25 protein-coding genes, 3 tRNA genes and 1 pseudogene are annotated in these 23,025 nt (G+C 45.7%); 10 read left to right on the top strand and 19 right to left on the bottom strand.

Translation table 11 applies throughout. The annotated features are described in order from the left end of the window. Window positions 1-87: 87 nt before the first annotated feature. From tnpA to tnpC, 3 genes are all read left to right on the top strand, one after another. Window positions 88-405 carry an IS66 family insertion sequence element accessory protein TnpA gene (gene tnpA / locus M655_RS09935; RefSeq protein ID WP_081414704.1) on the top strand — a complete coding sequence of 106 codons (318 nt, stop codon included), beginning with the start codon at window positions 88-90 and terminating at the stop codon, window positions 403-405. Continuing rightward, window positions 399-752, top strand: coding sequence for an IS66 family insertion sequence element accessory protein TnpB (tnpB, locus tag M655_RS09930; protein ID WP_025848874.1), 354 nt, complete (start codon window positions 399-401; stop codon window positions 750-752). The genes tnpA and tnpB overlap by 7 nt, the downstream gene beginning before the upstream one ends. 69 nt (window positions 753-821) lie before the next feature. Beyond that, window positions 822-2,402, top strand: a complete 1,581-nt coding sequence (tnpC, locus tag M655_RS09925) for an IS66 family transposase (protein ID WP_026557410.1) — start codon at window positions 822-824, stop codon at window positions 2,400-2,402. A 53-nt stretch (window positions 2,403-2,455) separates the two neighbouring features. Here the strand turns inward: tnpC and M655_RS09920 are convergent, their stop codons facing one another. Together M655_RS09920 and M655_RS09915 are read right to left on the bottom strand one after the other, a co-directional pair. Further along, on the bottom strand, window positions 2,456-2,782 hold the full coding sequence (locus tag M655_RS09920) for a hypothetical protein (RefSeq protein WP_026557411.1): 327 nt from the start codon (window positions 2,780-2,782) through the stop codon (window positions 2,456-2,458). Between the two features lie 300 nt (window positions 2,783-3,082). Continuing rightward, entirely contained in the window at window positions 3,083-3,970 is an 888-nt protein-coding gene (locus M655_RS09915; RefSeq protein WP_035422751.1) for an SU10 major capsid protein, read from the bottom strand. An 89-nt stretch (window positions 3,971-4,059) separates the two neighbouring features. On the opposite strand from M655_RS09915, the gene M655_RS09910 reads away from it, so the two are divergent. Beyond that, window positions 4,060-5,274, top strand: coding sequence for an IS256 family transposase (locus M655_RS09910; RefSeq protein WP_286085912.1), 1,215 nt, complete (start codon window positions 4,060-4,062; stop codon window positions 5,272-5,274). 139 nt (window positions 5,275-5,413) lie between these two features. Here the strand turns inward: M655_RS09910 and M655_RS09905 are convergent. From M655_RS09905 to M655_RS09880, 6 genes and pseudogenes are all read right to left on the bottom strand, one after another. Then, window positions 5,414-6,206, bottom strand: a pseudogene (locus M655_RS09905) (IS5 family transposase). 101 nt (window positions 6,207-6,307) lie between these two features. Further along, the gene (locus M655_RS09900) at window positions 6,308-6,763 is read right to left on the bottom strand and encodes a hypothetical protein (RefSeq protein WP_051353891.1); all 456 of its coding nucleotides are present in this window, start codon (window positions 6,761-6,763) and stop codon (window positions 6,308-6,310) included. A 14-nt stretch (window positions 6,764-6,777) separates the two neighbouring features. After that, on the bottom strand, window positions 6,778-7,011 hold the full coding sequence (locus M655_RS09895) for a BhlA/UviB family holin-like peptide (RefSeq protein WP_026557414.1): 234 nt from the start codon (window positions 7,009-7,011) through the stop codon (window positions 6,778-6,780). Window positions 7,012-7,024: 13 nt separating this feature from the next. After that, window positions 7,025-7,309: a hypothetical protein gene (locus M655_RS09890; RefSeq protein ID WP_026557415.1), complete on the bottom strand. Its 285-nt coding sequence runs from the start codon at window positions 7,307-7,309 to the stop codon at window positions 7,025-7,027. Continuing rightward, the gene (locus M655_RS09885) at window positions 7,310-8,719 is read right to left on the bottom strand and encodes a hypothetical protein (RefSeq protein ID WP_026557416.1); all 1,410 of its coding nucleotides are present in this window, start codon (window positions 8,717-8,719) and stop codon (window positions 7,310-7,312) included. A gap of 12 nt (window positions 8,720-8,731) precedes the next feature. Continuing rightward, window positions 8,732-9,085 (bottom strand): hypothetical protein, encoded by a 354-nt coding sequence (locus M655_RS09880; RefSeq protein WP_026557417.1) that lies wholly within the window; start codon window positions 9,083-9,085, stop codon window positions 8,732-8,734. A gap of 954 nt (window positions 9,086-10,039) precedes the next feature. Here M655_RS09880 and M655_RS09875 point away from each other — a divergent pair. The 3 genes from M655_RS09875 (at window position 10,040) to M655_RS09865 (ending at window position 12,094) form a co-directional block, all read left to right on the top strand. Then, window positions 10,040-11,104, top strand: a complete 1,065-nt coding sequence (locus M655_RS09875; RefSeq protein WP_026557418.1) for a hypothetical protein — start codon at window positions 10,040-10,042, stop codon at window positions 11,102-11,104. A gap of 94 nt (window positions 11,105-11,198) precedes the next feature. Next, complete coding sequence (locus M655_RS09870) at window positions 11,199-11,681, top strand: hypothetical protein (protein WP_026557419.1); 483 nt, start codon at window positions 11,199-11,201, stop codon at window positions 11,679-11,681. A gap of 101 nt (window positions 11,682-11,782) precedes the next feature. Then, a complete protein-coding gene (locus tag M655_RS09865; RefSeq protein WP_286085998.1) occupies window positions 11,783-12,094 on the top strand; it encodes an SMI1/KNR4 family protein in 312 nt (103 codons plus the stop codon). Here M655_RS09865 and M655_RS09860 read toward each other — a convergent pair. From M655_RS09860 to M655_RS09830, 7 genes are all read right to left on the bottom strand, one after another. Beyond that, window positions 12,088-12,863, bottom strand: a protein-coding gene (locus tag M655_RS09860) for an IS5 family transposase (protein WP_170206163.1) whose coding sequence is annotated in 2 segments (ribosomal slippage) — window positions 12,088-12,536 and window positions 12,536-12,863 — 777 coding nt in all. Because the reading frame shifts where the segments join, the coding sequence is not laid out codon by codon here. The genes M655_RS09865 and M655_RS09860 overlap by 7 nt on opposite strands. A gap of 596 nt (window positions 12,864-13,459) precedes the next feature. Then, window positions 13,460-14,605, bottom strand: coding sequence for an IS4 family transposase (locus tag M655_RS09855; RefSeq protein ID WP_005837477.1), 1,146 nt, complete (start codon window positions 14,603-14,605; stop codon window positions 13,460-13,462). 216 nt (window positions 14,606-14,821) lie between these two features. Beyond that, on the bottom strand, window positions 14,822-15,856 hold the full coding sequence (locus M655_RS09850) for a tetratricopeptide repeat protein (RefSeq protein WP_026557420.1): 1,035 nt from the start codon (window positions 15,854-15,856) through the stop codon (window positions 14,822-14,824). Between the two features lie 484 nt (window positions 15,857-16,340). Beyond that, window positions 16,341-17,261, bottom strand: a complete 921-nt coding sequence (locus M655_RS09845; RefSeq protein ID WP_026557421.1) for a tyrosine-type recombinase/integrase — start codon at window positions 17,259-17,261, stop codon at window positions 16,341-16,343. Between the two features lie 219 nt (window positions 17,262-17,480). Further along, a tRNA-Val gene (locus M655_RS09840) sits at window positions 17,481-17,556 on the bottom strand. Between the two features lie 101 nt (window positions 17,557-17,657). Beyond that, window positions 17,658-17,731: transfer RNA gene (locus M655_RS09835), tRNA-Glu, on the bottom strand. A gap of 4 nt (window positions 17,732-17,735) precedes the next feature. Beyond that, window positions 17,736-17,828: transfer RNA gene (locus M655_RS09830), tRNA-Ser, on the bottom strand. A 286-nt stretch (window positions 17,829-18,114) separates the two neighbouring features. Between M655_RS09830 and M655_RS09825 the strand changes: the two genes are divergently transcribed. The 3 genes from M655_RS09825 (at window position 18,115) to M655_RS09815 (ending at window position 19,818) form a co-directional block, all read left to right on the top strand. After that, complete coding sequence (locus M655_RS09825; RefSeq protein ID WP_007784666.1) at window positions 18,115-18,399, top strand: phospholipase A2 family protein; 285 nt, start codon at window positions 18,115-18,117, stop codon at window positions 18,397-18,399. A 139-nt stretch (window positions 18,400-18,538) separates the two neighbouring features. After that, window positions 18,539-18,742 (top strand): hypothetical protein, encoded by a 204-nt coding sequence (locus tag M655_RS09820; protein ID WP_005829080.1) that lies wholly within the window; start codon window positions 18,539-18,541, stop codon window positions 18,740-18,742. A gap of 116 nt (window positions 18,743-18,858) precedes the next feature. Continuing rightward, a complete protein-coding gene (locus tag M655_RS09815; protein ID WP_129552198.1) occupies window positions 18,859-19,818 on the top strand; it encodes an IS30 family transposase in 960 nt (319 codons plus the stop codon). A 100-nt stretch (window positions 19,819-19,918) separates the two neighbouring features. On the opposite strand, the gene M655_RS09810 is transcribed toward M655_RS09815, so the two are convergent. The 4 genes from M655_RS09810 to M655_RS09795 all read right to left on the bottom strand — a co-directional run bounded on the left by M655_RS09810 (window position 19,919) and on the right by M655_RS09795 (window position 23,000). After that, complete coding sequence (locus tag M655_RS09810) at window positions 19,919-20,062, bottom strand: hypothetical protein (protein WP_197186690.1); 144 nt, start codon at window positions 20,060-20,062, stop codon at window positions 19,919-19,921. A 205-nt stretch (window positions 20,063-20,267) separates the two neighbouring features. Further along, a complete protein-coding gene (thiM, locus tag M655_RS09805; RefSeq protein ID WP_005829082.1) occupies window positions 20,268-21,080 on the bottom strand; it encodes a hydroxyethylthiazole kinase in 813 nt (270 codons plus the stop codon). Window position 21,081: 1 nt separating this feature from the next. Continuing rightward, window positions 21,082-21,588 (bottom strand): hypothetical protein, encoded by a 507-nt coding sequence (locus M655_RS09800; RefSeq protein ID WP_237716657.1) that lies wholly within the window; start codon window positions 21,586-21,588, stop codon window positions 21,082-21,084. Window positions 21,589-21,818: 230 nt separating this feature from the next. Further along, window positions 21,819-23,000 carry an RtcB family protein gene (locus M655_RS09795; protein WP_007784671.1) on the bottom strand — a complete coding sequence of 394 codons (1,182 nt, stop codon included), beginning with the start codon at window positions 22,998-23,000 and terminating at the stop codon, window positions 21,819-21,821. Window positions 23,001-23,025: the final 25 nt, after the last annotated feature.

The following is a 23,025-nucleotide window of genomic DNA, read 5'->3' as shown; positions in this document are numbered from 1 at the left end:
GACAAGAGCTTTAAGATGTCAAAGTTAAAAAACAGAGAATGAGCGAGAAAACAGGAGAAAACATTACTTTATAGTGGGAGGATGTAGATGAAGCAAACGGATCTCCGTGAACAGTGGGAGGCACGAATCAACGATTATCGCGCCAGTGGCCTTACCGCTGAGAAATGGTGCGCTGAAAATGAAGTTACCACCAGACAGCTATGGTATTGGCTGCGGAAATTTCGGGATTCAAAAGAATCCTCTGTTCGTCCCCCGCAGTGGGTCCCAGTTAACGTGCACCAACCGCAGGAGAACACAGAATCTCTGTTACTGGTCAAAGTGGGTGCGGCCGTGATTGAAATCCGCCCCCGCTACAACCCCGTACTCCTGTCCGACGTGGTTCGGACGCTCCAGGCCTTATGCTGAACTCCATCCAGATTGATCGGGTCTATCTGGCATGCGGCTTCACCGATCTGCGAAAATCCATTGACGGTCTGGCGGCGCTCGTGCAAGAAGGATTCAGGCTTGATCCCTTCTCCCCGTGCCTGTTCGTGTTCTGCAATCGTGACCGCAACAAGCTCAAGATCCTGTACTGGGAGCATAACGGCTTCTGGCTCTTCTACCGCCGTCTTGAACGCGGGACGTTCCAGTGGCCAACCGGCAATGGAGAGCCGGTAACGGTCTCCAGCCGTGAGCTGCGCTGGTTGCTGGATGGACTTTCCCTGAGCCAGAGGCAAGCGCATCCACCAGTCACTGCCTGTACGGTCATCTAACGCAACTGTTTGTGGTTTCGACACACTTTTTGGCAGGGAATATGAAGCTCTTTGCCGAAAAGAAAAAGAATGAAAAATCGAGTGGATTTCCCTGCCCTTACAACCGAAGAATATGAGGCACAGCTTGCCAAACTGCAGCAGCAAAATGCGGAGCTAACTGCCAAACTCAAGTGGTACGAAGAACAGTTCCGTCTTGCCCAGCAGAAGCGCTTCGGCGCTTCCAGCGAGAAGACGCATCCGGATCAACTGGAACTACAGCTGTTTAACGAAGCGGAAGTGTTGGCGACCCCTGTCTCACAGGAACCAGATATCGAGACAGTGACTTACAGCCGCAAGAAGGCTACAGGTAGCCACGAGGCCAAGCTGGATTCGTTTCCTGTGGAAACGATCCTGTATGAGTTGCCCGAGGCTGCACAAGTTTGCGCGTGCTGCGGTGGTGCGCTCCATGCGATGAGCACGGAGACACGAAACGAAATCACGGTCATTCCGGCGGAAGTGAAAGTGCTGCGCCATGTGCGTCAGGTGTATGCGTGCCGTCGTTGCGAACGTGAGGAGATACACACGCCCATCGTAACGGCTCCCATGCCAAAGCCGGTTTATCCGGGAAGTTTGGCTTCCCCTTCGATCCTCGCGCATGTGATGAGCCAGAAGTATGTGGACAGCCAGCCGCTGTACCGACAGGAGCAACAGTTTGCCCGTCTAGGTCTCACCCTCTCGCGGCAGACGCTTGCCAACTGGATGATCTTCGGCGCAGAGCAGTGGCTTTCGCTACTGACAAACCGTATGCACGAGCATCTGCTGAACCAAGACATCGCGCATGCCGACGAAACGACATTGCAGGTGCTGTGCGAGCCGGGCAAGACAGCGCAAACACAGTCCTATCTGTGGTTGTACCGAACCGGTCGTACGGGACCGCCCATCGTTCTGTACGATTACCAGCCAACGCGCGGCGGTGAACATCCCCGAAAGTTTCTGGCGGGATTCAACGGCTACCTGCACGTGGACGGGTATCCTGGATACCACAAGGTGTCCGGTGTGAAACTGATCGGATGCTGGGCACATGCGCGCCGCAAGTTTGATGAAGCGCTGAAGGCACTGCCTGCTTCGCAAGACAAAACCGAAACAGCTGCCTGGCAGGGACTCCAGTTCTGCAATCAGCTCTTTACCATTGAGCGAGAATGCAAAGATGCCGCCCCGGAAGAACGCTATGCCATCCGAATGGAGCGCAGTCGCCCCGTTCTGGATGCCTATTTGGCATGGCTGCGCCAGCAGCGATCCCGTACCTTGCCGAAAAGCCTGCTTGGACAAGCGATTGCTTACAGCTTGAATCAATGGGACAAGCTGACGGCGTTCTTGAGCGACGGGCGACTGGAGATTGATAACAACCGCAGTGAGCGCTCCATCAAGCCTTTTGTAATCGGAAGAAAGAACTGGCTGTTCGCCAATACGCCACGCGGTGCAAAGGCCAGTGCGATCATCTATAGTGTGATTGAAACGGCCAAAGAGAATGGGTTGAACCCCTTCAAGTACTTGATGTTCTTGTTCGAGCAACTCCCGCAGCTTCCCGATCCGAAAAATCCAGAAGCGTTGGACAGTTTACTCCCTTGGTCGCCTTCGCTACCACTGACCTGCCGCGTGTTCCAATCCTGATTCCAGCATAGATCAGCCCACATCTTGGCGACAAGGTGTGGGCTATTTGACGCTTACCTAAAACTAATGTAATAGTCTAGTCCCCATTCATCCAATGCATGAGCAACCTTGTACGTCATCCATTTCGCCATTTCTGGTTCATGAAAATCAACATCAAAAGTCATGAACTTAGTCGTAAGTTTACCTCCGAATGTCCCAATGGTAAAATCGCCTTGGAGATGCTTCTCAACGTGCCAATCCATCAGTTTTGTTATTTTCTTTTTGTTCTTGCCAATTTGTCCTGCCGTATATTGGCTGTATCCACCATGCTTGTGTTGTATCAAGTAGTGACCTCGCTGAATAATGTAAAGGTCATTCAATTTCGTGATGATTTCCTTCATTCTTTTTTCCTCCCTGTCATTCGCCCATTTTTATTTACACTGCATCAATGTATTCCCTATACTTAATAGTCTTTTGGTGCGACATATTTGCACAACCAGTCTCGTACTTTGACAACATCGAAGGCGAACACCCTATCGCATTCGCAATTTGCACCAATCGAATCCGTTTCTTCCTCCGCTTGATTACGTAAGAATCTTTATCGTCCATTTTCTTAATCACCTCGCTCGTTATAAAAAGTGAATATTCCCGAAAACAAAAAAGAGTGGGGAACTCCCACTCCATTTTGCTTAGACTACTGTTTATGCTTTCAGCGTGTACTCGGCAACTGCTTTTTTGGAAAGCACTTCAAGAGTCGCTTCCGCAACCACTTGACCTTGTGTATTGTCGCCCGTTTTACCAAGCAACTCGAACACAGGCTCACGAAGATAAGCTATCGACACAGCGTTCAAATCGAACGCCACAATCTTATCCACTGGCATATGGCGGTCAAGAACAAAATTGATTCTTCCGTAGTTCGTATCAATCGTCTGAACCACCAGACCAAATTCATTTGTCATTGCTTGGTAGTTGTAGCGGTCTTTGTACAATTCATCAATCTGCTCTTTAATATCTGCATTTACAAGTGCATAAATCTCTCCTGCACCGACACCCTGTTCCCACAGCTTACGAGCAAGCAGTTTTACTTCTGCTTCTGTGATAACACCTGTTGTTGCACCAACAATCTTGTTGGAAGCATCAACGAATTTCAGAATGCCGTCCATTTTACGGATGCCACTTACTGAGCCATCATCTTTGACACCGCTGATTAGGCGTTTCTCCATGTTTACTTTCAGTTCCGCAAGGCGGTCATTAATTTCGCTAGAGAACAAATCACCTACTGCGCCTGTTGCTTGCGCTGTACCAGAAACCTTTGCCGATTTCATAAAGATTTCCATGACGTTGTTCATTTCCGCACGAACACCATGAGCGAAGTTCGTAGCATCCGAACCCTCTGCAACCGAAATGTCATCTGTTAGATTCAGTGTTTTCTCACGCCAAACATAAATCTTTGCTGTTGATTGTTTTTGCTTACCATTCGCAAGCAGTAGCGTAGTGAATGGCGTGTCGATTGGAGCAACAAGAGCAATCTCTTTCGCAAGAGAAATATTTTCTTGGGTAGTCAAATTAGGATGTGTCTGAAAACTCATTATTGAGTTAGTTGGGACTGTAAAATATTTTGTGTAAACTCTCATTCCACATTCCATTACAATGAAACAAAGTGAGGTTGAGAGAACACATGGGACTCATTCCAAAAGACCAGCTGCGCCAACTTATCAAAGAACACAACTTGCAAACCATGGGGGATGTTCAAAAAGCCCTGAAGGACATTTTTGCAGAAACACTGCAAGAAATGTTGGAGGCCGAATTGGATACCGAATTGGGCTATGCCAAGCATGACAGCAAGCAGAAGCAGACGAAAAACAGTCGGAACGGCTATAGCAAAAAAACGGTTACGTCTGAGTATGGGGAGTTGGATCTCACGATTCCCCGTGATCGTCTTGGAGAATTTGAACCTGCGATTGTCAAGAAACACCAGAGACATGTAACGGGTATTGAAGATCAAATCGTCTCTATGTACGCCAAAGGCATGAGCACACGGGATATTCAGGATCATTTGCACAATCTGTATGGACTTGAGGTATCCCCGACCCTTATCTCCAACGTAACAGCTAAACTGTTACCTCTTATCAAGGAATGGCAAAATCGCCCGCTGCAAAGCGTGTATTCCGTTGTTTTCATGGATGCCATTCATTTTAAGGTAAAACAGGACGGGCAAATTATCAGCAAAGCCGCCTATATGGTCATTGGCATTGATTTGGAAGGTTATAAGGACGTTCTTGGCATCTGGATCGGAGAAAACGAGTCAGCCAAGTTCTGGCTACATGTGTTGACGGATCTGAAAAATCGTGGCGTTCAGGACATTTTGATTATCTGTGTAGACAATTTAAAAGGCTTCAGCGAAGCCATTGCAGCCAGCTATCCGCAAACGGAGGTTCAAAAATGTATCATCCACCAGATCCGCAATTCCATCAAATATGTGTCGTACAAGGATTTGAAGAAGATTACTACGGCCTTGCGTCCGATCTATACGGCCCCAACGGAAGAGGCGGCTCTCCTGGAATTGGATCAATTTGAGGAGACCTGGGGAAAACAGTATCCCCTGATTGTCCGGTCGTGGCGGAGTAACTGGGATGAACTGGCGACCTTTTTCAAGTACTCCCCTGAGTTGCGCAAGCTCATCTATACAACGAATATGATCGAAAGCTACCATCGACAACTCCGGAAGGTGACAAAGGGAAAAAGTATCTTTCCGACGGATGAATCGCTACTCAAAATGCTATATTTGGCGACGATGGATGTCATTCGGAAGTGGACAGGGCGGGTCCAAAATTGGGGGCAAATCCTTCTCCAGTTGACTGTACATTTCCCAGAACGGGTACAGATTCGATGAAGGGCTTTACATGGAGGGGCGGGCATGATAGGCTACTTTGCCTTGCGATGGTGTGAACTTCTCCATCGCCCAATCGCAAGAACTCATGCCCGCCAGTGGCTCCATGTCAAGCCCGACATATGAAGCATCGTTTTCACGTTTACACAAAAATCTTGACAGACTCAGTTAGTTTAAAGATGGACGCGACATATACAAACGCTAGGAATGATTTGGCCAGCTTGTCGTAACGAGTAGCGATTCGTCGAAAATGTTTGATTTTATTGAAGAAGCACTCCACCAAGTGCCGTTCTTTATAGCGGTACCAATCCACTTTCCAAGGATTTTTATTATTCGCTTTAGGCGGGATGGTGTACGCTGCCTGCTTAGCCGTAATCCAATGCCGAATGCCTTCTGAGCCGTAGGCTTTGTCACCAACAATATGGCTTCCCGTAAGATCAAACCCTTGAAGCAAATTGATCGCTGGAACGGAATCATAGACGTGCCCCCCGTGAGAAGAAAAGCGAGGGGATTCCCTAATCCATCGACGACGGTATGAAGTTTGGTTGTCTTTCCGCCACGGCTGACGCCTATGTGCTGATTTACTTCGTGTCCTTCTGCGTTTTTTTAGCACCCGCACTGTGTTGATGAGCTTTGACCGATGTAGAATCGATGCTCAAGTTTTCAAAGTCAGGTTCTACGTGAAGAGCTTGGAAGATGGCGACAAGTAATCCGGTATCTCTCCACTTGCAGAAGCGACTGTAGACCGTTTTCCATGAACCATAACGTTCTTCCGGCAAATCTCGCCAAGCCGCACCACTTCGGGCAATCCAAAGAATGGCATTAAACATGGTACGATTACTTAATTTGGACGGACGTCCTGTTCGATAGGGGGGGAACATGTCCTGAATTTGTTCCCACTGTTCATCGTTTATTTCGTACCGTCTTTGAATCATGCTCGTTGCTCCATTCGTTTTTCCTAAATCATACCACATTTTCTTTAGTTTTCAGACACGTCCTAGTTGTATTCATCTTATATCAATCTCCTTAGTACGATTTATTTGAAAAGCTTGGACAACTTAGAACCAATCATGGCTTTGGTATCCTTACTCTTTTCAGCAAGCGTATATTTGTCTGCGCTTCTGTGACTTTCTGGAACAAACCCATTGTTTAAGTCACGTTTGCCAAGCACCTCTTTGAACCGCTTAATTTTTGCTTCCAGTTCCTCATAATGACCTTCTTCAACAAAAAAGAACTCCGCAAAATCGTGTAAACCTTCCAGTTTCAATTCAAGGTTTACTTCCTTTTGCCAGAGTTCTTTCATGCGGTTCTGATATTCGATTTCAGCTTTCGGAACTGACTCGTCTCGTTCCTTGTTCAATCGTTCAATCTCATCTCGAAGTGGTTTCATCAAGTCCTCAATCTGAGCATCCGTATAGGACGTTGCTTCACCATTTGTTTTTTCATCTGCAATTACACTATCAGCAACAGCGTCAATGATTTCTTCTGCCATTTACATAGCCCCCTTTATTTGTCCTTACTTTCAAAAGCACTTAGTCTTATGTCAATGTGGTCAACCTTTGTGCTGACCCTCTCCATTCGATTGCTAAGAACATCTAAGGTTTCCGTAGTCTTTTCAACATGAGCCATTAATCTATCTTCACGCTCTTTCGATTCCTTTTTCGTACTGACTAGCAACCAAACGAATAGAATAGCAAAGATTCCCTGTGTAGCAATAGCTTCCATCGGAATTTCAAACATTCTGTATCACCACCTACACGAATGTTCTGCTAAAACTTCCCCTTGAAAGGATTGGCTTTCCATTGAACATTCCAGAGAACTCATACACAAGCGTTTCAGAATCCCCATCAGGGATAATATAATCATGTTCATAAACACCAACATCAACCTTGTCAGTATTTGTCATTGGGATTACTTCAATTTCTGCGTAGTCGTTTCCATCTAATACCCTCAATTTAACATCTGTTGGGTCAACTGCATTTCCATTAAATGTCCTGAATCGAACTCGTAATCTGACTGTATCGCCAATCAAAGCCATTTATCTCACCTCCGCAAGAGTTTGGTTTTCAAGAACATTCGTACTTGAATTATTTTGATAATCACTGTCTGCTGTCACGCCATCGAGCATGGCAACAGCATTTTGATTCATTACATACTCAGACAATGTGCCATTTTCGATATGATTGAGTATCGTCTCTATCTGGTTCACGCTTAATGCAGGAGTGACCGACTTTCCTACAATCGAATCAATGAACGTCAGTGCTTGTCTGAGTGATGTTACCTCTCTTTGCGCTTCGCTTGAAACGCCTTCAATACTAGAAGTCACTGTGGCACTACCCATTTTGAATTTTTGTACCATCGTTTCAACATCCGATGTAATTGGGACGATGTACGAAGTCACAGCATTTTTCGTAACCTTGACCACCTGTACTGACCTACTCGCACCAGAAACAATATCTCGCATGTATGCGGATGCTTCTCTGTTGCTCTTGATTAACTTTTCCCATTCAATGTCAAGTTCATTGACATGGGACACACTTGTTTTCGATGTTACTTTCTCTAACACTTGTGACGATATGAACTCTGAAACATGAGATGAAACTGTTTTGGTCGCCTTTAAAGTGGACAACGGAACAATCAATGATGGATATTGCCCTGCAACGAATGACCATGTGTTTGTTGACCAGTTCGCATTGTATGGAGTTCCCGCTTTTAACTGAGCAGTTGTCTTTGCTGTAACACCGCCAGCAGGATTTCCTTTCGGATTGACAGTCGAATCATAATGAGAATCTTCAACAATAGATTGGTAGGTAGCATTTCCCCAGTTCAGATTCGCACAGAATGCACCGCTAGAAGTCCAGTTATTAGCAATCCCATTGTAGTATCCGAGTGCAAGACACCGTTTAAAACTGCCTTTTTGAGCGTATCCGACAAAGCCCCCATAGTTACCGCCTGTACCGCCAATCAGATTAACATTGCTGTAGCAGTCGCTATAATTTGATTCGTTCATCTGACCTGTAAAAGAACCCAGGAAATTATAAGAGCCTGTCAGTTTGATTGTTCCAGTGACATAATTTTTTTCAAAGCTGCCTTGATAATCATTACCTGCAAAAGCACCTGTATAATGCCCCTGAGAGCTTATGTCAACACTCACCAATCCAAGATTCTTAATGCTCCCACCTTTGCCCAGACGCTTGAACAGACCAATGTAGGAATCATTCAAAGCACCGACAATCTTCATGTTGATGATTCTTTTGAAATTCCCGTTAAGCGAACCCGTGAACATAACTCCTTTTTTGTCGTAGACAGGCAATGGAATCCAGTTCGTTCCCGCTAGGTCAATGTCATTTACCAAGATGTAGTGTGCTGAATAATCATTGGCAATTTGTGATAACTCGTTTCTGGTAGTAATTTGATAAGGGTCTGATAGTGTTCCTGTACCAAGCATTTACATCGCCCCTTACGTTACTTTCGGAACTTGGATTTGGTGCTTCACTGTCAGTTCGTCACCAGCTCCTTCCATCGTGAACGGCGTGAACGATTCAACCGAATATGGACTTCCACCAGAAGCGACATCGTAAATCGCTGACGAAGCAAACGTTTGTGGCAATGTAATTCCTGCATCAGCACCTTTTACAACAATGGTAAGTTCAAGTGTTTGCGAACCTGCTGTATGTGTCCAAGACACCCGACTATCAGAGGTATCTAGCCGAAGGATTGCCTGACCAGTAATGTCACGTAGTTCAATGAACTTCCACTTTGACTGAATAAAATCACGAATTGACTGATAACCACTAGCATTAATCTCTGCCAATGTAATCACTCCTTTCATTGGAATTAAAATACACCCATGCCGAAGGCAAGGACGTTGGATTCATTTTTTTGAATGATATATGCAAAGAAAAAGGCAAGGAATCCTTGCCGAATCAATGAGTGATTGGTGAACCCAATTGTTTTAGGAGGATGGGTTCACCATTATGCACTTGGATAAAATCGCAGTTGGAACGAGAAGTGGCTGACTCGTTCTCATTTCTAATAGTGATAACTCGACCGTTTGTTCACTGTTTTGAACAACTCTAGTTCAAGAGGTAGAAGACGCATGATATGTCTCTATTCGTATCACATCACCAGACGCTCAGAATCGACTTCTGAGACATGAAACAGGTATGGGAGCAGTAACAATACCCCCGAACACAGAGAGGGCAAATAGAGCTATTGTAGACCGTTTAATAGCACGAGGATAGATTCTCCTGTAAAAAATTGTTTTTTCTCCAATTATGTCATTTTTTGCGGAGCCTTATATAAATAGAGTTATTATAATCTTATATCTCTATAGTAGTATATGTATAATATATAACTCTATTTATAATAGGTGACGAAAAAAATGACATAATTGGGAAAAAGGTAGTTTTTGTAAATAGAACATGCTGTTGCAGAACGCTCGTCGTCTTTATCTATTCTTTATAGTTCTATCTTCTTGTTTATACTGTGTCAATTTTGCTCACATTCGAGCATGGATGACTCCCCTCTAAGTGTCATTCGCGCTCAAAACTCAGCACAAATGAATTTCACCGTGTGCAAATTTCATGGTTCAAGTGGTAAGAAGGCAGGAATGCACCTATCTCCTTTTTATTTTTAAATCTCTGCGAACTAATTGTAAACCTACCTAATTGAATGGTTGACAATATGACGTAAGTCCTATGTACATACAAAAAATGACAATATATACTGGAAAAGAAAGTAAATAATCTGTGGAGGTAGAGTTTGGATGAGTGTCAAAAAAATCACATCGCTCATGCTGTTATGTCTTCTGTTAGTTTCTAGTGTATTTTCTAACATCACGATTGCACAAGAGGAAGCTCCTTCCCTGATTGAGAATATTAAGTTAGATGAAATCAGCGAACATCCAGATGTTGCAGATTACATTACGGAGCAAGGATTTGAACATCTATTAAGCACTGGAAACGAAAAGTATAATTTCCTATCAGAGCAAATTGATTTTACTGAGATGGAAAAACCTTTAATCCTGCGTGAAATTAGTGATAGTGACATTCAGGAGATAGTGAATGAATTAGGGTTGAAGATGCCTGAACCGCAAGAAATTACTATCGAGGAAAACTTGCTAGTAGAACGCTCACCAGATAATGCGATTAGTAACGTTTGGTATCTTGCTTATAGTACGAGTGGTTCTGATTTTTCTGTAGACATTCTTAATGTTGGCAAAGATAAAATTGACTCGATATCTGGAACATTGAAAAAGTACAATAAACAAAGAAAAGATTGGAAGTTCGATAATAGCATTAAATTCGATAAGAAAAGCGTTGGTACTGGAAATGTATTCAAGTGGATACAAAGCAAAGATGCTGTTTCAGATTATTTTGAATATGATATAACTGTAGTTGAGGATGGAACAACTTGGAGATATGATAATAAAAGTGGTAACAATAAGTTCACTTGGCAAAGATATAACTTCGATGCTCGCTCCTATAGTTCAATGGATGCTTTGGGCGGTGAAAGACACCATATCGTTGCGGCTAGTTCATTAGAAAAAGCAGGTTTCAAAAATACTGGACAGTTTCCTGCTGTTAGGATGATGTATGATGACCATGTAAAAACGCCTAACTGGGGGAACTACAGTTCTTCTCAAAGATTTAGAGACGAAGAAGTGCGATATATGAATGCCAAAGATTACATGGGCTTACTTAAATATGAAGTAGATGGTCTAAAAGGAGTAAGTGACCCAGAAGGGAAATATAATAACTTAGCAGATAAGTATAACGATTATATTGTTGCGGCATCCTACTTGGCACTACAATTTTGGGGTGTAAAGTAACATAACAGTAACATTAATCTGAACACATCCTTACTCTTCTAATAGTTTAAGGTTGTGTTCAGATTTTCCGTTACCAAGATACTAGGGGGAAAATATGAAAAATTTAATTATTGAGGAAGGACACTCAATAGATGTAATTAAGCTTGGAATGACTAAAGAAGAAGTCGAGAGATATGTTCAGTTGAGTAAGAATGAATCTATTGAACCGCATTTTTATGAAGATGTCCAATGCGAATATGATGCAGATGGAAAAGTGTCCCATATTCATATCTCCAATTTACTGAAAGACTATTACTATTGTCTGTTTAGAGATATTGATGTGTTTAATACGAAAGCAAGCAAGCTCGTGCAAATGCTAGATAAGATTTCACCGTATGATAGAAATGAAGATGCTTCTTTAGGCTACTCATATACCTTTCCTAAATTGGGATTGTCCCTTTGGAGAGGAAACGTACTTAATGATGAGGATTTAGAAGCAGATTGGTTTAAAGAACTTAAACCAAGTATTCAAGAAGATGAGATGAGGAATTTATATTTTGAGACTGTAACTATTTTCAAAATATCCCATGAAGAGTAACAGGGCAAGGTTTGCAACCTGCCTTGTTTAATGTCGCAGTTGAAAAATTAAATGTCAGTAAAATGTACCAAATTATGCGTTCGCTTATGGAGGGGAAATTCATGCAACCAGACATAGTGCCAATATTGGATTCATTGAAGGTTAGAGTATCCAAAGGCTATACACTCATTCAAGAAGAATATACTGGTGATTTGATTGACGTGGAGTTTCAGTGGAATAACCCTGCATCAAAAGAAGAAATCGAATCCTTTACAGAGAAAACAGGATGGGTGTTGCCTGACAGCTACAAGGAGTTTTTGTCAATGCACAATGGGGCTGGCTTGTTTATAAGTGAAACGCATCAGATTTTTATACACTCAATCGAAGAAATAATGCAGTATCACGCTAGGATGTGTCTGAAAACTCATTATTGAGTTAGTTTAAAGATGGACGCGACATATACAAACGCTAGGAATGATTTGGCCAGCTTGTCGTAACGAGTAGCGATTCGTCGAAAATGTTTGATTTTATTGAAGAAGCACTCCACCAAGTGCCGTTCTTTATAGCGGTACCAATCCACTTTCCAAGGATTTTTATTATTCGCTTTAGGCGGGATGGTGTACGCTGCCTGCTTAGCCGTAATCCAATGCCGAATGCCTTCTGAGCCGTAGGCTTTGTCACCAACAATATGGCTTCCCGTAAGATCAAACCCTTGAAGCAAATTGATCGCTGGAACGGAATCATAGACGTGCCCCCCCGTGAGAAGAAAAGCGAGGGGATTCCCTAATCCATCGACGACGGTATGAAGTTTGGTTGTCTTTCCGCCACGGCTGACGCCTATGTGCTGATTTACTTCGTGTCCTTCTGCGTTTTTTTAGCACCCGCACTGTGTTGATGAGCTTTGACCGATGTAGAATCGATGCTCAAGTTTTCAAAGTCAGGTTCTACGTGAAGAGCTTGGAAGATGGCGACAAGTAATCCGGTATCTCTCCACTTGCAGAAGCGACTGTAGACCGTTTTCCATGAACCATAACGTTCTTCCGGCAAATCTCGCCAAGCCGCACCACTTCGGGCAATCCAAAGAATGGCATTAAACATGGTACGATTACTTAATTTGGACGGACGTCCTGTTCGATAGGGGGGGAACATGTCCTGAATTTGTTCCCACTGTTCATCGTTTATTTCGTACCGTCTTTGAATCATGCTCGTTGCTCCATTCGTTTTTCCTAAATCATACCACATTTTCTTTAGTTTTCAGACACGTCCTAGTAGAGACAATACATTTCCTCATAGTTGGTATCACATGGGGACTTTCTACGGACACGGTGAATATATGTATATCGACAGTGAGAAAGTTAAAAATGGTAGAGAAGATTATATAATTATCATCGGAGTCGGGGAACGTACAGAGCTTCTAGAAGGCTTTGAAAGATGGCTTGACCGATTAATCCTTAGTCAAGGAAATAGGTTTTGGAGTTGGAATGAAGGCGTTGAAAGGAAATGACGATATGGCAAGAAAGTGGAAAATTATTATGTGGTCTATTGTGGGGGTTGGTGTTATGTTGTCTGCCATAGGGATTATCACATTCATGGCAGGAAAGCAATAGATGATGGGCAGGTTTAAATACCTGCCCATTTTCACTAGCGTTGCATAAAAAATGCGTTCGTAATTTGTCGAAGTATTCTGAATGACATTTTCAGCTACACAACCAAAAACGGCAGCAACCAAGCAAAAGGTAGCCACTGTCCATTTGGTAGTTTTATACATTTATTACAATCGTGATAACAGCAACCAATACCTAATTCCTTTTCTGTCGCCCTCTGGATGTTCGTTTGGACTGGTAATTCATTCTACCTATCCATTGTTCGAACGTTTGCCAAAGAAACACTTTTAGCCATCTCCTGATCTGCAACAAGCTGTGCTGACTGTTTTGTTCCAGTTTGACAAGGAGCAACAGGCAGTAGGCAATGAGTGCGAGTAATACTTGGTTTCGTACCGCATTTTCACTCGTTCCATAGAAGTTCTTGATCTTTACATGCTGCTTTATCCACTTGAAAAACAGCTCAATTTGCCAACGCCAACGATAGATGTCGCTGAGTTCTTCTGCTTCCAGGTCGAACCGATTCGTAATGATTCGAATGAGATTTCCCTTCGAATCAAGCGTTTCAATGAGTCGCAGCACGTTATCTACCCGCTTTTGAGGCGTTCCAAGAAGGATCATGGAATCCGATAAAACGGAGCTTTCCAAGGGGATTTTGAATTCATAAAGATGACGGATTTCGGCGTTATCTTTTAGACGAGAAGCGAAAAAGATGCCTTTGTCCGTGTATTCATCAAATTTTTCATAATCCACATACCCTCGATCAAAGACGTACATCATACCGATCTCATCAATCAACGATTCCATTTGAGTGCGGTCATTGGACTTGGCACCCGTGATGGTTATTTTTTCAGGATACACATCCCCCTGGTCGGCAAAGACGAGACGAAGATGAAGTTTGATGCCAGCCTTGGTTTTACGGAAAGTTGCCCATTTGTACTTCTGCAAACACAGCCCAATCGTTGTAGAATCAATGATTTTCATGTCTTTTCGAAGGGAATACGTGTTGCCCGAGTGTCTCTGAATTTGCCCTACAAGGTCAACAAATATTTCTTCAAGCAAAGCTGGATCTACTCGATTGTTTTTGCGACTAAGCTGAGCGGGACTAATCGACGACAGTCCTAACTCTCGCTGGAATTTCTTTGATAAAACATCATCTGCAATGGCTCGGAGTCCTTCTCGTTGCTGAAGTTGAGCATGCAAAAACAGGAGTAGATATGCTTTGGTCGTTAACTTTTTCACGTACTTGTCCTGATCCGTTTCGTCTATCCGTTGTTGAAATTTCACAATATTAATGGGTGAAATGTATTTACCAAATGAAGAAAATAGGGTATTCTTGTCCATGGTCTATCCTTTGCGTTGGATTTGGACAGGAACTACCTGACCTTTCCAGTGTAAAGGATTTTTTTATGCCTGAGAACACTTGAACGCTGAAAGTTATGATGATTTTGAATGGTATGAAAAGATTAATGCAACGCTAGTGGCCCATTTTATATTTACAAAATAATTAGAAGCTAGGCTCAAACAAAAAACGAGGTGATTGTATCTCACCTCCGTTGCTCATGAATCACTCTTCTCGTATATTTTTACAATCAGTTCATAAGTCTTATTTGCAAATTCAAGTCTATTTGGGTCTTTTTTGAAATACTGCAATGCAAGCTTTGCGTTTTTAAGAGCTTCATCAAACTGCTTGTCACAATAAAGCGTTTCCGCAAGAGCGTACTGAGTTTCAGCTAAAAGTTCGTCCGTGGTGCAATCTTCAAGGACTGAATAGCAAAGTCTTTTGGATTCTTCTAACTGACCAATTAAACGGTACACTTTTGCTAATTCTAGGGTGGTATTCTTAACCGAGTGCTTTCTGTCAGCCTCTTGATGTAGTTCTAAGGCAGAGTGAAGATGTTCGAGTGCTTCTTCGTACCGACCTGTTCTTCTATAAAGTCTTCCTAAATTCAGGTCAAGAACTGCTTCTAGCTTTTCATCTGGGATGATTTTCAGAATATCCAGCACTTTCAAGAAGCTTCTCTCAGCATCCTCGAATTGTGACAACTTGTGATAACATATTCCCATTACTATGTGTATGTCTGCCCCATTATAAAGCAATTTCAACGAAACATTCAATTCTTCTGCACGCTTTAGCCATTCAATCGCTGACACATACTCATCCAGCACTCCATGCATAACACCTTTTGAATAGTATGTAAGAACCCTTTGAACTCCTCCAATTTCATGTCTATCTATCAACTGATTCGCAGTCATCAAATATGGAACTGCTTTATTGGCTTCGCCAAATTGAGAGTAAAATAGCCCCATCGAGGAAAGTACCCTAACATAGTCTGTAGCATTAGCTTTTTCCTCATAGGCTGTTTTAGCTAACGAAATGCTCAGTAGATACTGTTTTTCTGCAACAGCAAAATTCTGACTTCTGTGATTGAAGCGAGCGCTTGCCCACCAATAGATACTCTTGTCCTCTACTTCAATTTGCTCTGCTTCCAAACTGTCGAACTGTTTCTTCGCTTCTTCCCACTTATTTTCCTCAATCTTGTTAATGATGTGCTGTAAGATTAGATGTGTTTCTTTGTCTGTTACATTTGCCATCGAATAATACCTCCTTATCTGTAATAGTAGCTCCTATCATTATACCCAAAAATTGACATATTTGACAAGTCGTACTTTTGGTAATATAATGTAATGTAGTGCTAAACGCTTTTACGGAGGTGTGAGTTAATGAAAACCTTAGCTAAAGTTTTAATTGCATCTAACATGCTGTTTACGCTCGTATTGACTCCGCAATTACTTACTACTGATAATTCTCAGACGCTAGTTCCAAAGATAATCCAATATGGTGCTGAATGGGGAACGTAAAGAGGGAGATGTCATTCATCTCCCTCTTTACCACTTCGGTTCGGAACGTCATATTCATATTCTGACACAACGGTTTAACCATCCACTGTCAAACGCTCATTTTCGCCCTGTACGGCTTTACAGCTACAAGGACAAGGTATTTCTTCTCCCACTATAAAACAGGCTTAGAAAGCCTTCTGGAAGCCCTCATGCGTTTAATTGTTCTTACCGTTCTTCCTCAAACCTCTAAATGGTTCAATGGATTGTATTTGTCGTTCTGCTCCTTCAATGCAGTTCCCCACATGGAGATGTAACGGCTCGTCATTTCGATTTCAGTATGACGCAACATCCTTTGAAGAGTAAAAACGTCACATCCGTTCATGCACATCCGATGAGCGAAAGTGTGTCGGAAAGTATGGCAAGATAAACGAACATCCTTAAAATCAAAGACCTTTTTAAGCTTCTTGAACATGCACTTAACTGAATTTGGCGACAACTGTTTATTCTCGTCAGTCACAAATACATACTCGCCCACCTTGCCGAAATACTTTTCACAATACAAGCGGTATTCAGCAAGCTCCTTGATAAGCTTTTCCGTAATTGGTATACTGCTCACTTCTCGCTTTTTGCCCCAAACGGTGATAACCCCGTTGACCATATCCACATCGTTCCAGCGCAAATTCACAGTTTCCCCAAGGCGACAACCAGAACCCAAAAGGAAAATAATCATGACGTAATTCCGATAGGCATGGAATGTCCGTTCACGTCTTTTTACACGTCTCAAATAACTCAACATTTGCGAAATATGAGCGTCGGTAAAGACTTCAATCTTTATTTCCTCTTTGGCATAAGCCATTTTCTTTGTCGGGTTTTTGCCTGTGGCAATTACTTCGTTTTGTTCGAGGTAATTAAAGAACGTCTTCAACGTCCGAAGCTTTGTGTTTCGAGTTGTTGCGTTGTTTCCCTGCTCCTTTTGACACATCAGCAAATAACTCTTGATTGTTCCCGATGTGATTTCGTGAAGATTGATGATACTTTGGGAGACGCAAAAGTTTTGAAAATCCTTTAGGAAAATCCGATATGTTTCGATTGTGTTCTTGGACAGGTTCTTATATTCTCTGTCGTCTAAAAATTCCTGAACAGCAAATTTGAGCAACAAAATAACCACTTCCTTCCACGATGATTTTGCATCGGAAGAAAGTGGTCATAAGTAGGCAAAAAGGGTTTCAGTCAGCCCACTTAATTCTCTGAGCATCCTAAAACCCTTAAATATGCTGATATGATACGGCTGGTTCGACTTGAACCTCCACGGTGTTGCCACCACTAGAACCTGAATCTAGCGCGTCTGCCAATTCCGCCACGACCGCAAATATGAAAATGGTGGAGGCTGACGGGATCGAACCGCCGACCCTCTGCTTGTAAGGCAGATGCTCTCCCGGCTGAGCTAAGCCTCCACTCTTCCCCGACAAAAGTCGGGTTCCAACCAGTTGTTGGGGCCCCGCAAAGTACTCGGCGTTGTTACAACGCATCCACTTCGCTTTGTGGGGGAACTAGGTGACCCGTAGGGGATTCGAACCCCTGTATGACAGCGTGAAAGGCTGCTGTGTTAAACCGCTTCACCAACGGGCCATGATGGCGGATGGAGTGGGATTTGAACCCACGAGACGGGTCGACCCCGCCTACACGATTTCCAATCGTGCTCCTTCGGCCGCTCGGACATCCATCCAAATTTTCCGCTTGCCCTGTTCGCATATCGCTCGGGCAAGAACTAATCTATCATATCTAACAGCCGATTTCAAGGAGTATTTTAAAAGTTTTTCTGCGTGCAAATCTGTGAAAACGAAGCGGCTCCCCGCTGGCGTTCTCGTCCTGGCAGCGACCGCCATGACACCACCCTCTCTCCGCTCTGCCTCGCAAGTTTTTGCGTCAATTTTCGTGGAAATTGCCTAAAGCAACTTCCCCGCTTTTCCAATATGCTACCAATAATCATTGACGATGCGGAGTGATGGCTGGTGGGCAGAAGAAGACGGCGGGCAGGTCGGATTCCTTGTTTGTACGGAAACTGGTGCGGCCCGGGCTGTTCGGGGCCGGGCGCCCCGATTGACGATATCGACCGCTGCTGCAAAAAGCACGACCGCTGCTATCAAAAGCGCGGCTATTTTTCCTGTAGCTGCGACCAGGAGCTTTTGCGCTGCTTGCAAAACAAAATCGACATGAACACGGAAAAGGGCAGGGTGGCCGCGATGATTTCCGCCTATTTTTCCCGCTCCAAATGCATTCCGGACGACTTGAAATAGGCTGTTTTGCGAATTGTCACGATTGTCATTCTTCATACAAAAAATGGTAACACCTTGGACATGAATCTGCCATAACTCCCGTGTTTTTCCTTTGGCTTTTTTTGGTACTCTAGTGAATGTCCAAGGAGGGTACAAGGCCGTGGAAGTGCATATACGAACCGATGCCAGTGCAGCACTGACGTTAAAGAAAGAAATTATTTGTCATGGAATTTCCTGCTTTTATGTCCGCCCGTTTGAAAATGATCAAGTAGAATTTGTATTCCTCGCGCTCTCGGAGCACCAGAAGAAGCTGTTATCCTATACGCTGCGAAACTACAGCTACGCCCTAACTTACCTATCCTAATCCTAGCCATATGACAGATTGTAATATCAAGTGCGACACCTAGATAAAAAAACGGCCCATGATTGATTCGTGTAAAATGAAGTCACCACAACACCATTTACACAGGAGAATCAATCATGAGTTATACACATCTTAGCATAACAGAGCGTAGTGAGCTAGCACTCCTTCATCGTTTGGGTTGGTCTGCCCGCGCCATTGCCAGAGAACTCAAACGGCATCATGCTACCATTGCCCGTGAGTTAAAACGGGGTTGTAAGGCAGGGGAATATCAGGCAGAAGCCGCGCAAGAGGTTTACGAGAAACGTCGCGAACGGTCTGTTCCCAGAGGCAAGCGGACTCCTGAACGTGAGCATTACATTGCCAGTAAGCTGGCGCAGACCTGGTCTCCCGAGCAGATTGCCGGACGGATGAGTCAGGAATGCCCCGAACAGAAAGTGTCGTTTAAAACGATGTATCGCTGGCTGTATCAGGGCTTTTTGGTTAAAGGAGATACCACCGTTTTGCGCCACAAAGGGAAACGCCGGAGACCAATCGAAACACGTGGTCGTTTCAACGTAGGAAAGTCCATTCGGCAGCGACCCAAGGAAGTACGAAAGCGTGAGAGCTTTGGTCATTGGGAACTGGATACGGTTGTTTCCAGCCGTGGAAAAAGTAAGGCGTGTGTCGCGACGTTCGCTGAGCGCAAGACACGCTTTTACCTTGCCGTAAAGATGCCTGATCGTACCTCGGCTTCCATGGAAAAGGCCTTTGGTTTCGTTGCTGAGTCGTTACCGAAAGGATCGTTTCAAACAGCTACCGTTGACCGTGGCAAAGAGTTTGCCTGTTACGAACGGCTGGAGTCAGCACATGGCGTAAACATTTACTTTGCCGATCCCTACTCTTCCTGGCAAAGGGGCACGAACGAGAACGCAAATGGCCTTCTGCGAGAATTTTTTCCCAAAGGCAAGGATTTTGCCGAAGTCTCCGAGGAGGAACTGATTCAGGCCTTGGAGCTCATTAACAATCGGCCAAGAAAATGTCTGGGTTGGAAGACCGCTTACGAATCATTCATGGAAGCTCTGTCGCACTTGTCTTGACAATTCGTCCGGTACAAAAAAGCCATGCAAACCGCGCATGGCAAAGCGAAGCAACGGAGTGGCGGCTTGCGAGTAGCGGGCCGCTCTGTACAAAAGCCTGCTAGTTCCGCTTGTCCCGCGCGTGACGGCTCCGCACGAATGCCGCTACTTCCGCCTGTCCGGCATGTGGCCGCTTCCGCACGAATGCCGCTACTTCCGCCTGTCCGGCATGTGGCCGCTCCGCACGAAAACCCTTTACATCCATCTGTCCGTCACGCGGCCGCTCCGCACGAAGCCCACTGCATCCCCCTGTTCGTCACGCACCCACTCTCTTAGCTCTCTCCTTATCCGCTTCCTTCTTAAAATACGAAGAAATTTTAACTGGAACAGGAGGAATCCCCTCTCCCCCAACAACGACAGGCTGCCGCAAATCGCACGGACAGATGCCTGCACGCCTACACGCTTTTCGCCTACAGCCCCACCTGCTCGATAACCCCCAGGCGGTGCACATCGTCGGCGGTCACGACGGACAGGGCATTCAAAAACTGAATCTGGAAGCTGCCCGGCCCTTCGTCGGCCGTCTTTTGCGCGGCGAGCTGGGCGGCGACACCGTATGTGACGAGCGCGGCGGCTCCGGCTAACAGCGTGTCTTTTTCCACAGCGGCAAATGCGCCCATCACTGAAGTCAGCAAGCAGCCCGTGCCTGTCACTTTGGTCAAGATCGGATGGCCGTTATGGATGGCGTACACCCGGCTGCCGTCGGCAATGACGTCGACCTTTCCGGTAATCGCCACGACCGTTTTCAGCTTTTGCGCCGCCGCTTTTGCCAGCGTTGCGACGTCTCCGCCCGCCTCGCCTGCGTCCACGCCTTTGATCTCCCACGCCTCTCCGATGACGTTGGCAATCTCTGCCGCGTTTCCGCGAATGAGGGTCACGTCCAGCTCGCGCACGATTTTTTGCGCGGTTTCCGTGCGGTACGGGGTTGCGCCTGCGCCTACCGGGTCAAACAGCACCGGGACCTGGTGGCAGTTGGCCGAGCTTCCGGCGATCAGCATCGCTTCTACTTCGCGTTCGTTCAACGTTCCCATGTTCAGGACGAGTGCCCCTGCGATTTTCGCCATATCAGCGACTTCCTGCTCGGCGTAAGCCATGACAGGTGACGCGCCGAGGGCGAGCAAGCCGTTGGCCGTGAAGTTGGTCACGACGACGTTTGTGATGTTGTGCACCAGCGGATTGCGCTTTCGTACTGTTTCCAGCAGTTTGCCGATGGACTCAAGCTTCATCCTAGCGATCCCTCTCTTTCGTATCTGCAGACTGGGGAATCATCTTGAACACTTCCACAATCTCCCCCAGCTCCGGATGATCCTGTCTTACTCCTATGATGATATAGGATTGCTCGAGCGCAGGCAATTCGGGCATGGTGGCAGAAAGCCTCCACGCTGTTTTCTCACGGTCCGTCACGGTCGCCAGGAAGGAAACGCGTCCGGCCCTTCTTTGCAAAACTTCCACTTCCACAAGCGTGCCGTAAATCTTCAAGCGGTCATCCGGGTGGGCAATCCGGTTTTCCTCTACCCATTTTTCCTTTAATTCCTCAACTTTTAGCGACTTCCAGCGGTCGAGAAACTCCCAATCCTTCGAGTGCGGAAAAATATGCTTCGTCTGCTCCAGGAACGTGTTGTACTCTCCGTGAAGCTGATCGATGTATTCGTCCACTTCCTCCGAGATGACGCGGATGTGCTCCTCCCCGCACGTGCGAATGTGATGAGCCAGGAACTTAAAGGACTCGATCATGTCAAAGTTCCCCCACCCCCAAGGTTGTTCGCCGAAAACTCCCCCCCGGGTCCGGCACTTTTGGCAGGTGAAGTAGTAGTATGTAGCCATAGCTGTTCCCCTATCTCCCCTATTTGGTCTCTTTTCTCATATCGGTTGGGGAAGCGGTGCAATTTATGTTACATTCGAACCTATTTTGCCAAAAGGAAAGCAAAAGATGGCTCCCGCCCGGCAGCGGAAACCATCTCGGCTCATACTCCTTTGATCGCGACGAGCGGCTTGCACTTGGCTACGACTGTCGCCAGCTTTGCCCCCACGACGGAATCAATAATCTGATCCACGTCTTTGTACGCCTTCGGATTTTGGAAGTGGCCAGCCGGAAGCGCTTTGGTCGCCCCTTTGCGATGGACGAGCATCGGCGTGTTGCGGTGATATTCCTGCAAGGCGTAATTGTGCATCAAATCGTACAGGACCGGCGTGGAAAAGTCTTTTCCCAGCACGTCCCGGAAAGCCCGCTCGACCGCATAGCCGATCAGATGGCGGTTCACCACCGCGTAATTCAAGGCCGAGTACATCAGGTTCAAATATCGCTTGCCTTCCTCTGTATCAATCGGGGCGTAGACCAGGCTCGGCTCCGGATTTTCAATCCCCCACTTGAACATCGCTTCCTTGAAGCTTTTCGTGTAATCCCGTCCGAGCATGGCGCCCCAGGCGCGGGAGCCGGAGTGAATCATGATGACGACCTGCCCGTCGAACAAGCCCCATTCCTGTGCGATCTCCCGGTTGTCCTCCGCGATTTCGAGCGACTGGATTTCGATAAAATGATTCCCGCCGCCGAGCGTGCCGAGCTGTCCCCACGCTCTTTGCCACGACTTGGCCGGGATGTGCGCAAGCGCCGCGTGATCGAAGGCAAATGTATGCTTTTCCACATGAGTCAAGGAGCGGCTCACCCCGCCCGGCTCGCCCGCCGGCTCCGCCAAATACGCGGCAGGCAGGCCGTTCAGGCCATGCTTCACCACTTCTTCGAGGGAAATATCGGTGTAGCTCGTTTGCCCGCGCTCCGTCGTCGGCACGTACGTTTCAATCGCCTGAATCAGCTCGCGCTTCAATTGCTTGTCTTTCAGCTCATCCCGATGCAGCGGCGTCAGGTGCACGCGCATGCCGCAGCCGATATCCGAGCCGACAATCGAGGGCGACACAAACCCGTCATGCATATTCCAGACGGCCGTCGTCCCGATGCACGTCCCGATTCCGACATGGGCATCCGGCGTATAGGAAAAGTACACATTGCGAGGGATGCGCAAGTTATGTTCCGCCATCTCGAACACGCGCTGCCCAAATGTGGCAAACACTTCGTCATTGGCAAACACGTGAACGGAGCCAGCGCCAAGCTGCACTTCCCGATGGCAATTCCCGTGATCGATCGTTTTCATTTTCGTTGTTGCTCCTCTCCTTGCC

It is taken from the genome of Brevibacillus sp. NSP2.1 (genome assembly GCF_000470975.2).
GTDB classification, from domain to species: domain Bacteria; phylum Bacillota; class Bacilli; order Brevibacillales; family Brevibacillaceae; genus Brevibacillus; species Brevibacillus agri.
This window is presented reverse-complemented; position numbering and strand designations above follow the sequence as displayed.

Coding starts and splice junctions, on each gene's coding strand:
- tnpA (WP_081414704.1), top strand. CDS start 88: ATGAAGCAAACGGATCTCCGTGAACAGTGGGAGGCACGAATCAACGAT.
- tnpB (WP_025848874.1), top strand. CDS start 399: ATGCTGAACTCCATCCAGATTGATCGGGTCTATCTGGCATGCGGCTTC.
- tnpC (WP_026557410.1), top strand. CDS start 822: ATGAAAAATCGAGTGGATTTCCCTGCCCTTACAACCGAAGAATATGAG.
- M655_RS09920 (WP_026557411.1), bottom strand. CDS start 2,782: ATGAAGGAAATCATCACGAAATTGAATGACCTTTACATTATTCAGCGA.
- M655_RS09915 (WP_035422751.1), bottom strand. CDS start 3,970: ATGAGTTTTCAGACACATCCTAATTTGACTACCCAAGAAAATATTTCT.
- M655_RS09910 (WP_286085912.1), top strand. CDS start 4,060: ATGGGACTCATTCCAAAAGACCAGCTGCGCCAACTTATCAAAGAACAC.
- M655_RS09900 (WP_051353891.1), bottom strand. CDS start 6,763: ATGGCAGAAGAAATCATTGACGCTGTTGCTGATAGTGTAATTGCAGAT.
- M655_RS09895 (WP_026557414.1), bottom strand. CDS start 7,011: ATGTTTGAAATTCCGATGGAAGCTATTGCTACACAGGGAATCTTTGCT.
- M655_RS09890 (WP_026557415.1), bottom strand. CDS start 7,309: ATGGCTTTGATTGGCGATACAGTCAGATTACGAGTTCGATTCAGGACA.
- M655_RS09885 (WP_026557416.1), bottom strand. CDS start 8,719: ATGCTTGGTACAGGAACACTATCAGACCCTTATCAAATTACTACCAGA.
- M655_RS09875 (WP_026557418.1), top strand. CDS start 10,040: ATGAGTGTCAAAAAAATCACATCGCTCATGCTGTTATGTCTTCTGTTA.
- M655_RS09870 (WP_026557419.1), top strand. CDS start 11,199: ATGAAAAATTTAATTATTGAGGAAGGACACTCAATAGATGTAATTAAG.
- M655_RS09865 (WP_286085998.1), top strand. CDS start 11,783: ATGCAACCAGACATAGTGCCAATATTGGATTCATTGAAGGTTAGAGTA.
- M655_RS09855 (WP_005837477.1), bottom strand. CDS start 14,605: ATGGACAAGAATACCCTATTTTCTTCATTTGGTAAATACATTTCACCC.
- M655_RS09850 (WP_026557420.1), bottom strand. CDS start 15,856: ATGGCAAATGTAACAGACAAAGAAACACATCTAATCTTACAGCACATC.
- M655_RS09815 (WP_129552198.1), top strand. CDS start 18,859: ATGAGTTATACACATCTTAGCATAACAGAGCGTAGTGAGCTAGCACTC.
- M655_RS09810 (WP_197186690.1), bottom strand. CDS start 20,062: ATGGATGTAAAGGGTTTTCGTGCGGAGCGGCCACATGCCGGACAGGCG.
- thiM (WP_005829082.1), bottom strand. CDS start 21,080: ATGAAGCTTGAGTCCATCGGCAAACTGCTGGAAACAGTACGAAAGCGC.
- M655_RS09800 (WP_237716657.1), bottom strand. CDS start 21,588: ATGATCGAGTCCTTTAAGTTCCTGGCTCATCACATTCGCACGTGCGGG.
- M655_RS09795 (WP_007784671.1), bottom strand. CDS start 23,000: ATGAAAACGATCGATCACGGGAATTGCCATCGGGAAGTGCAGCTTGGC.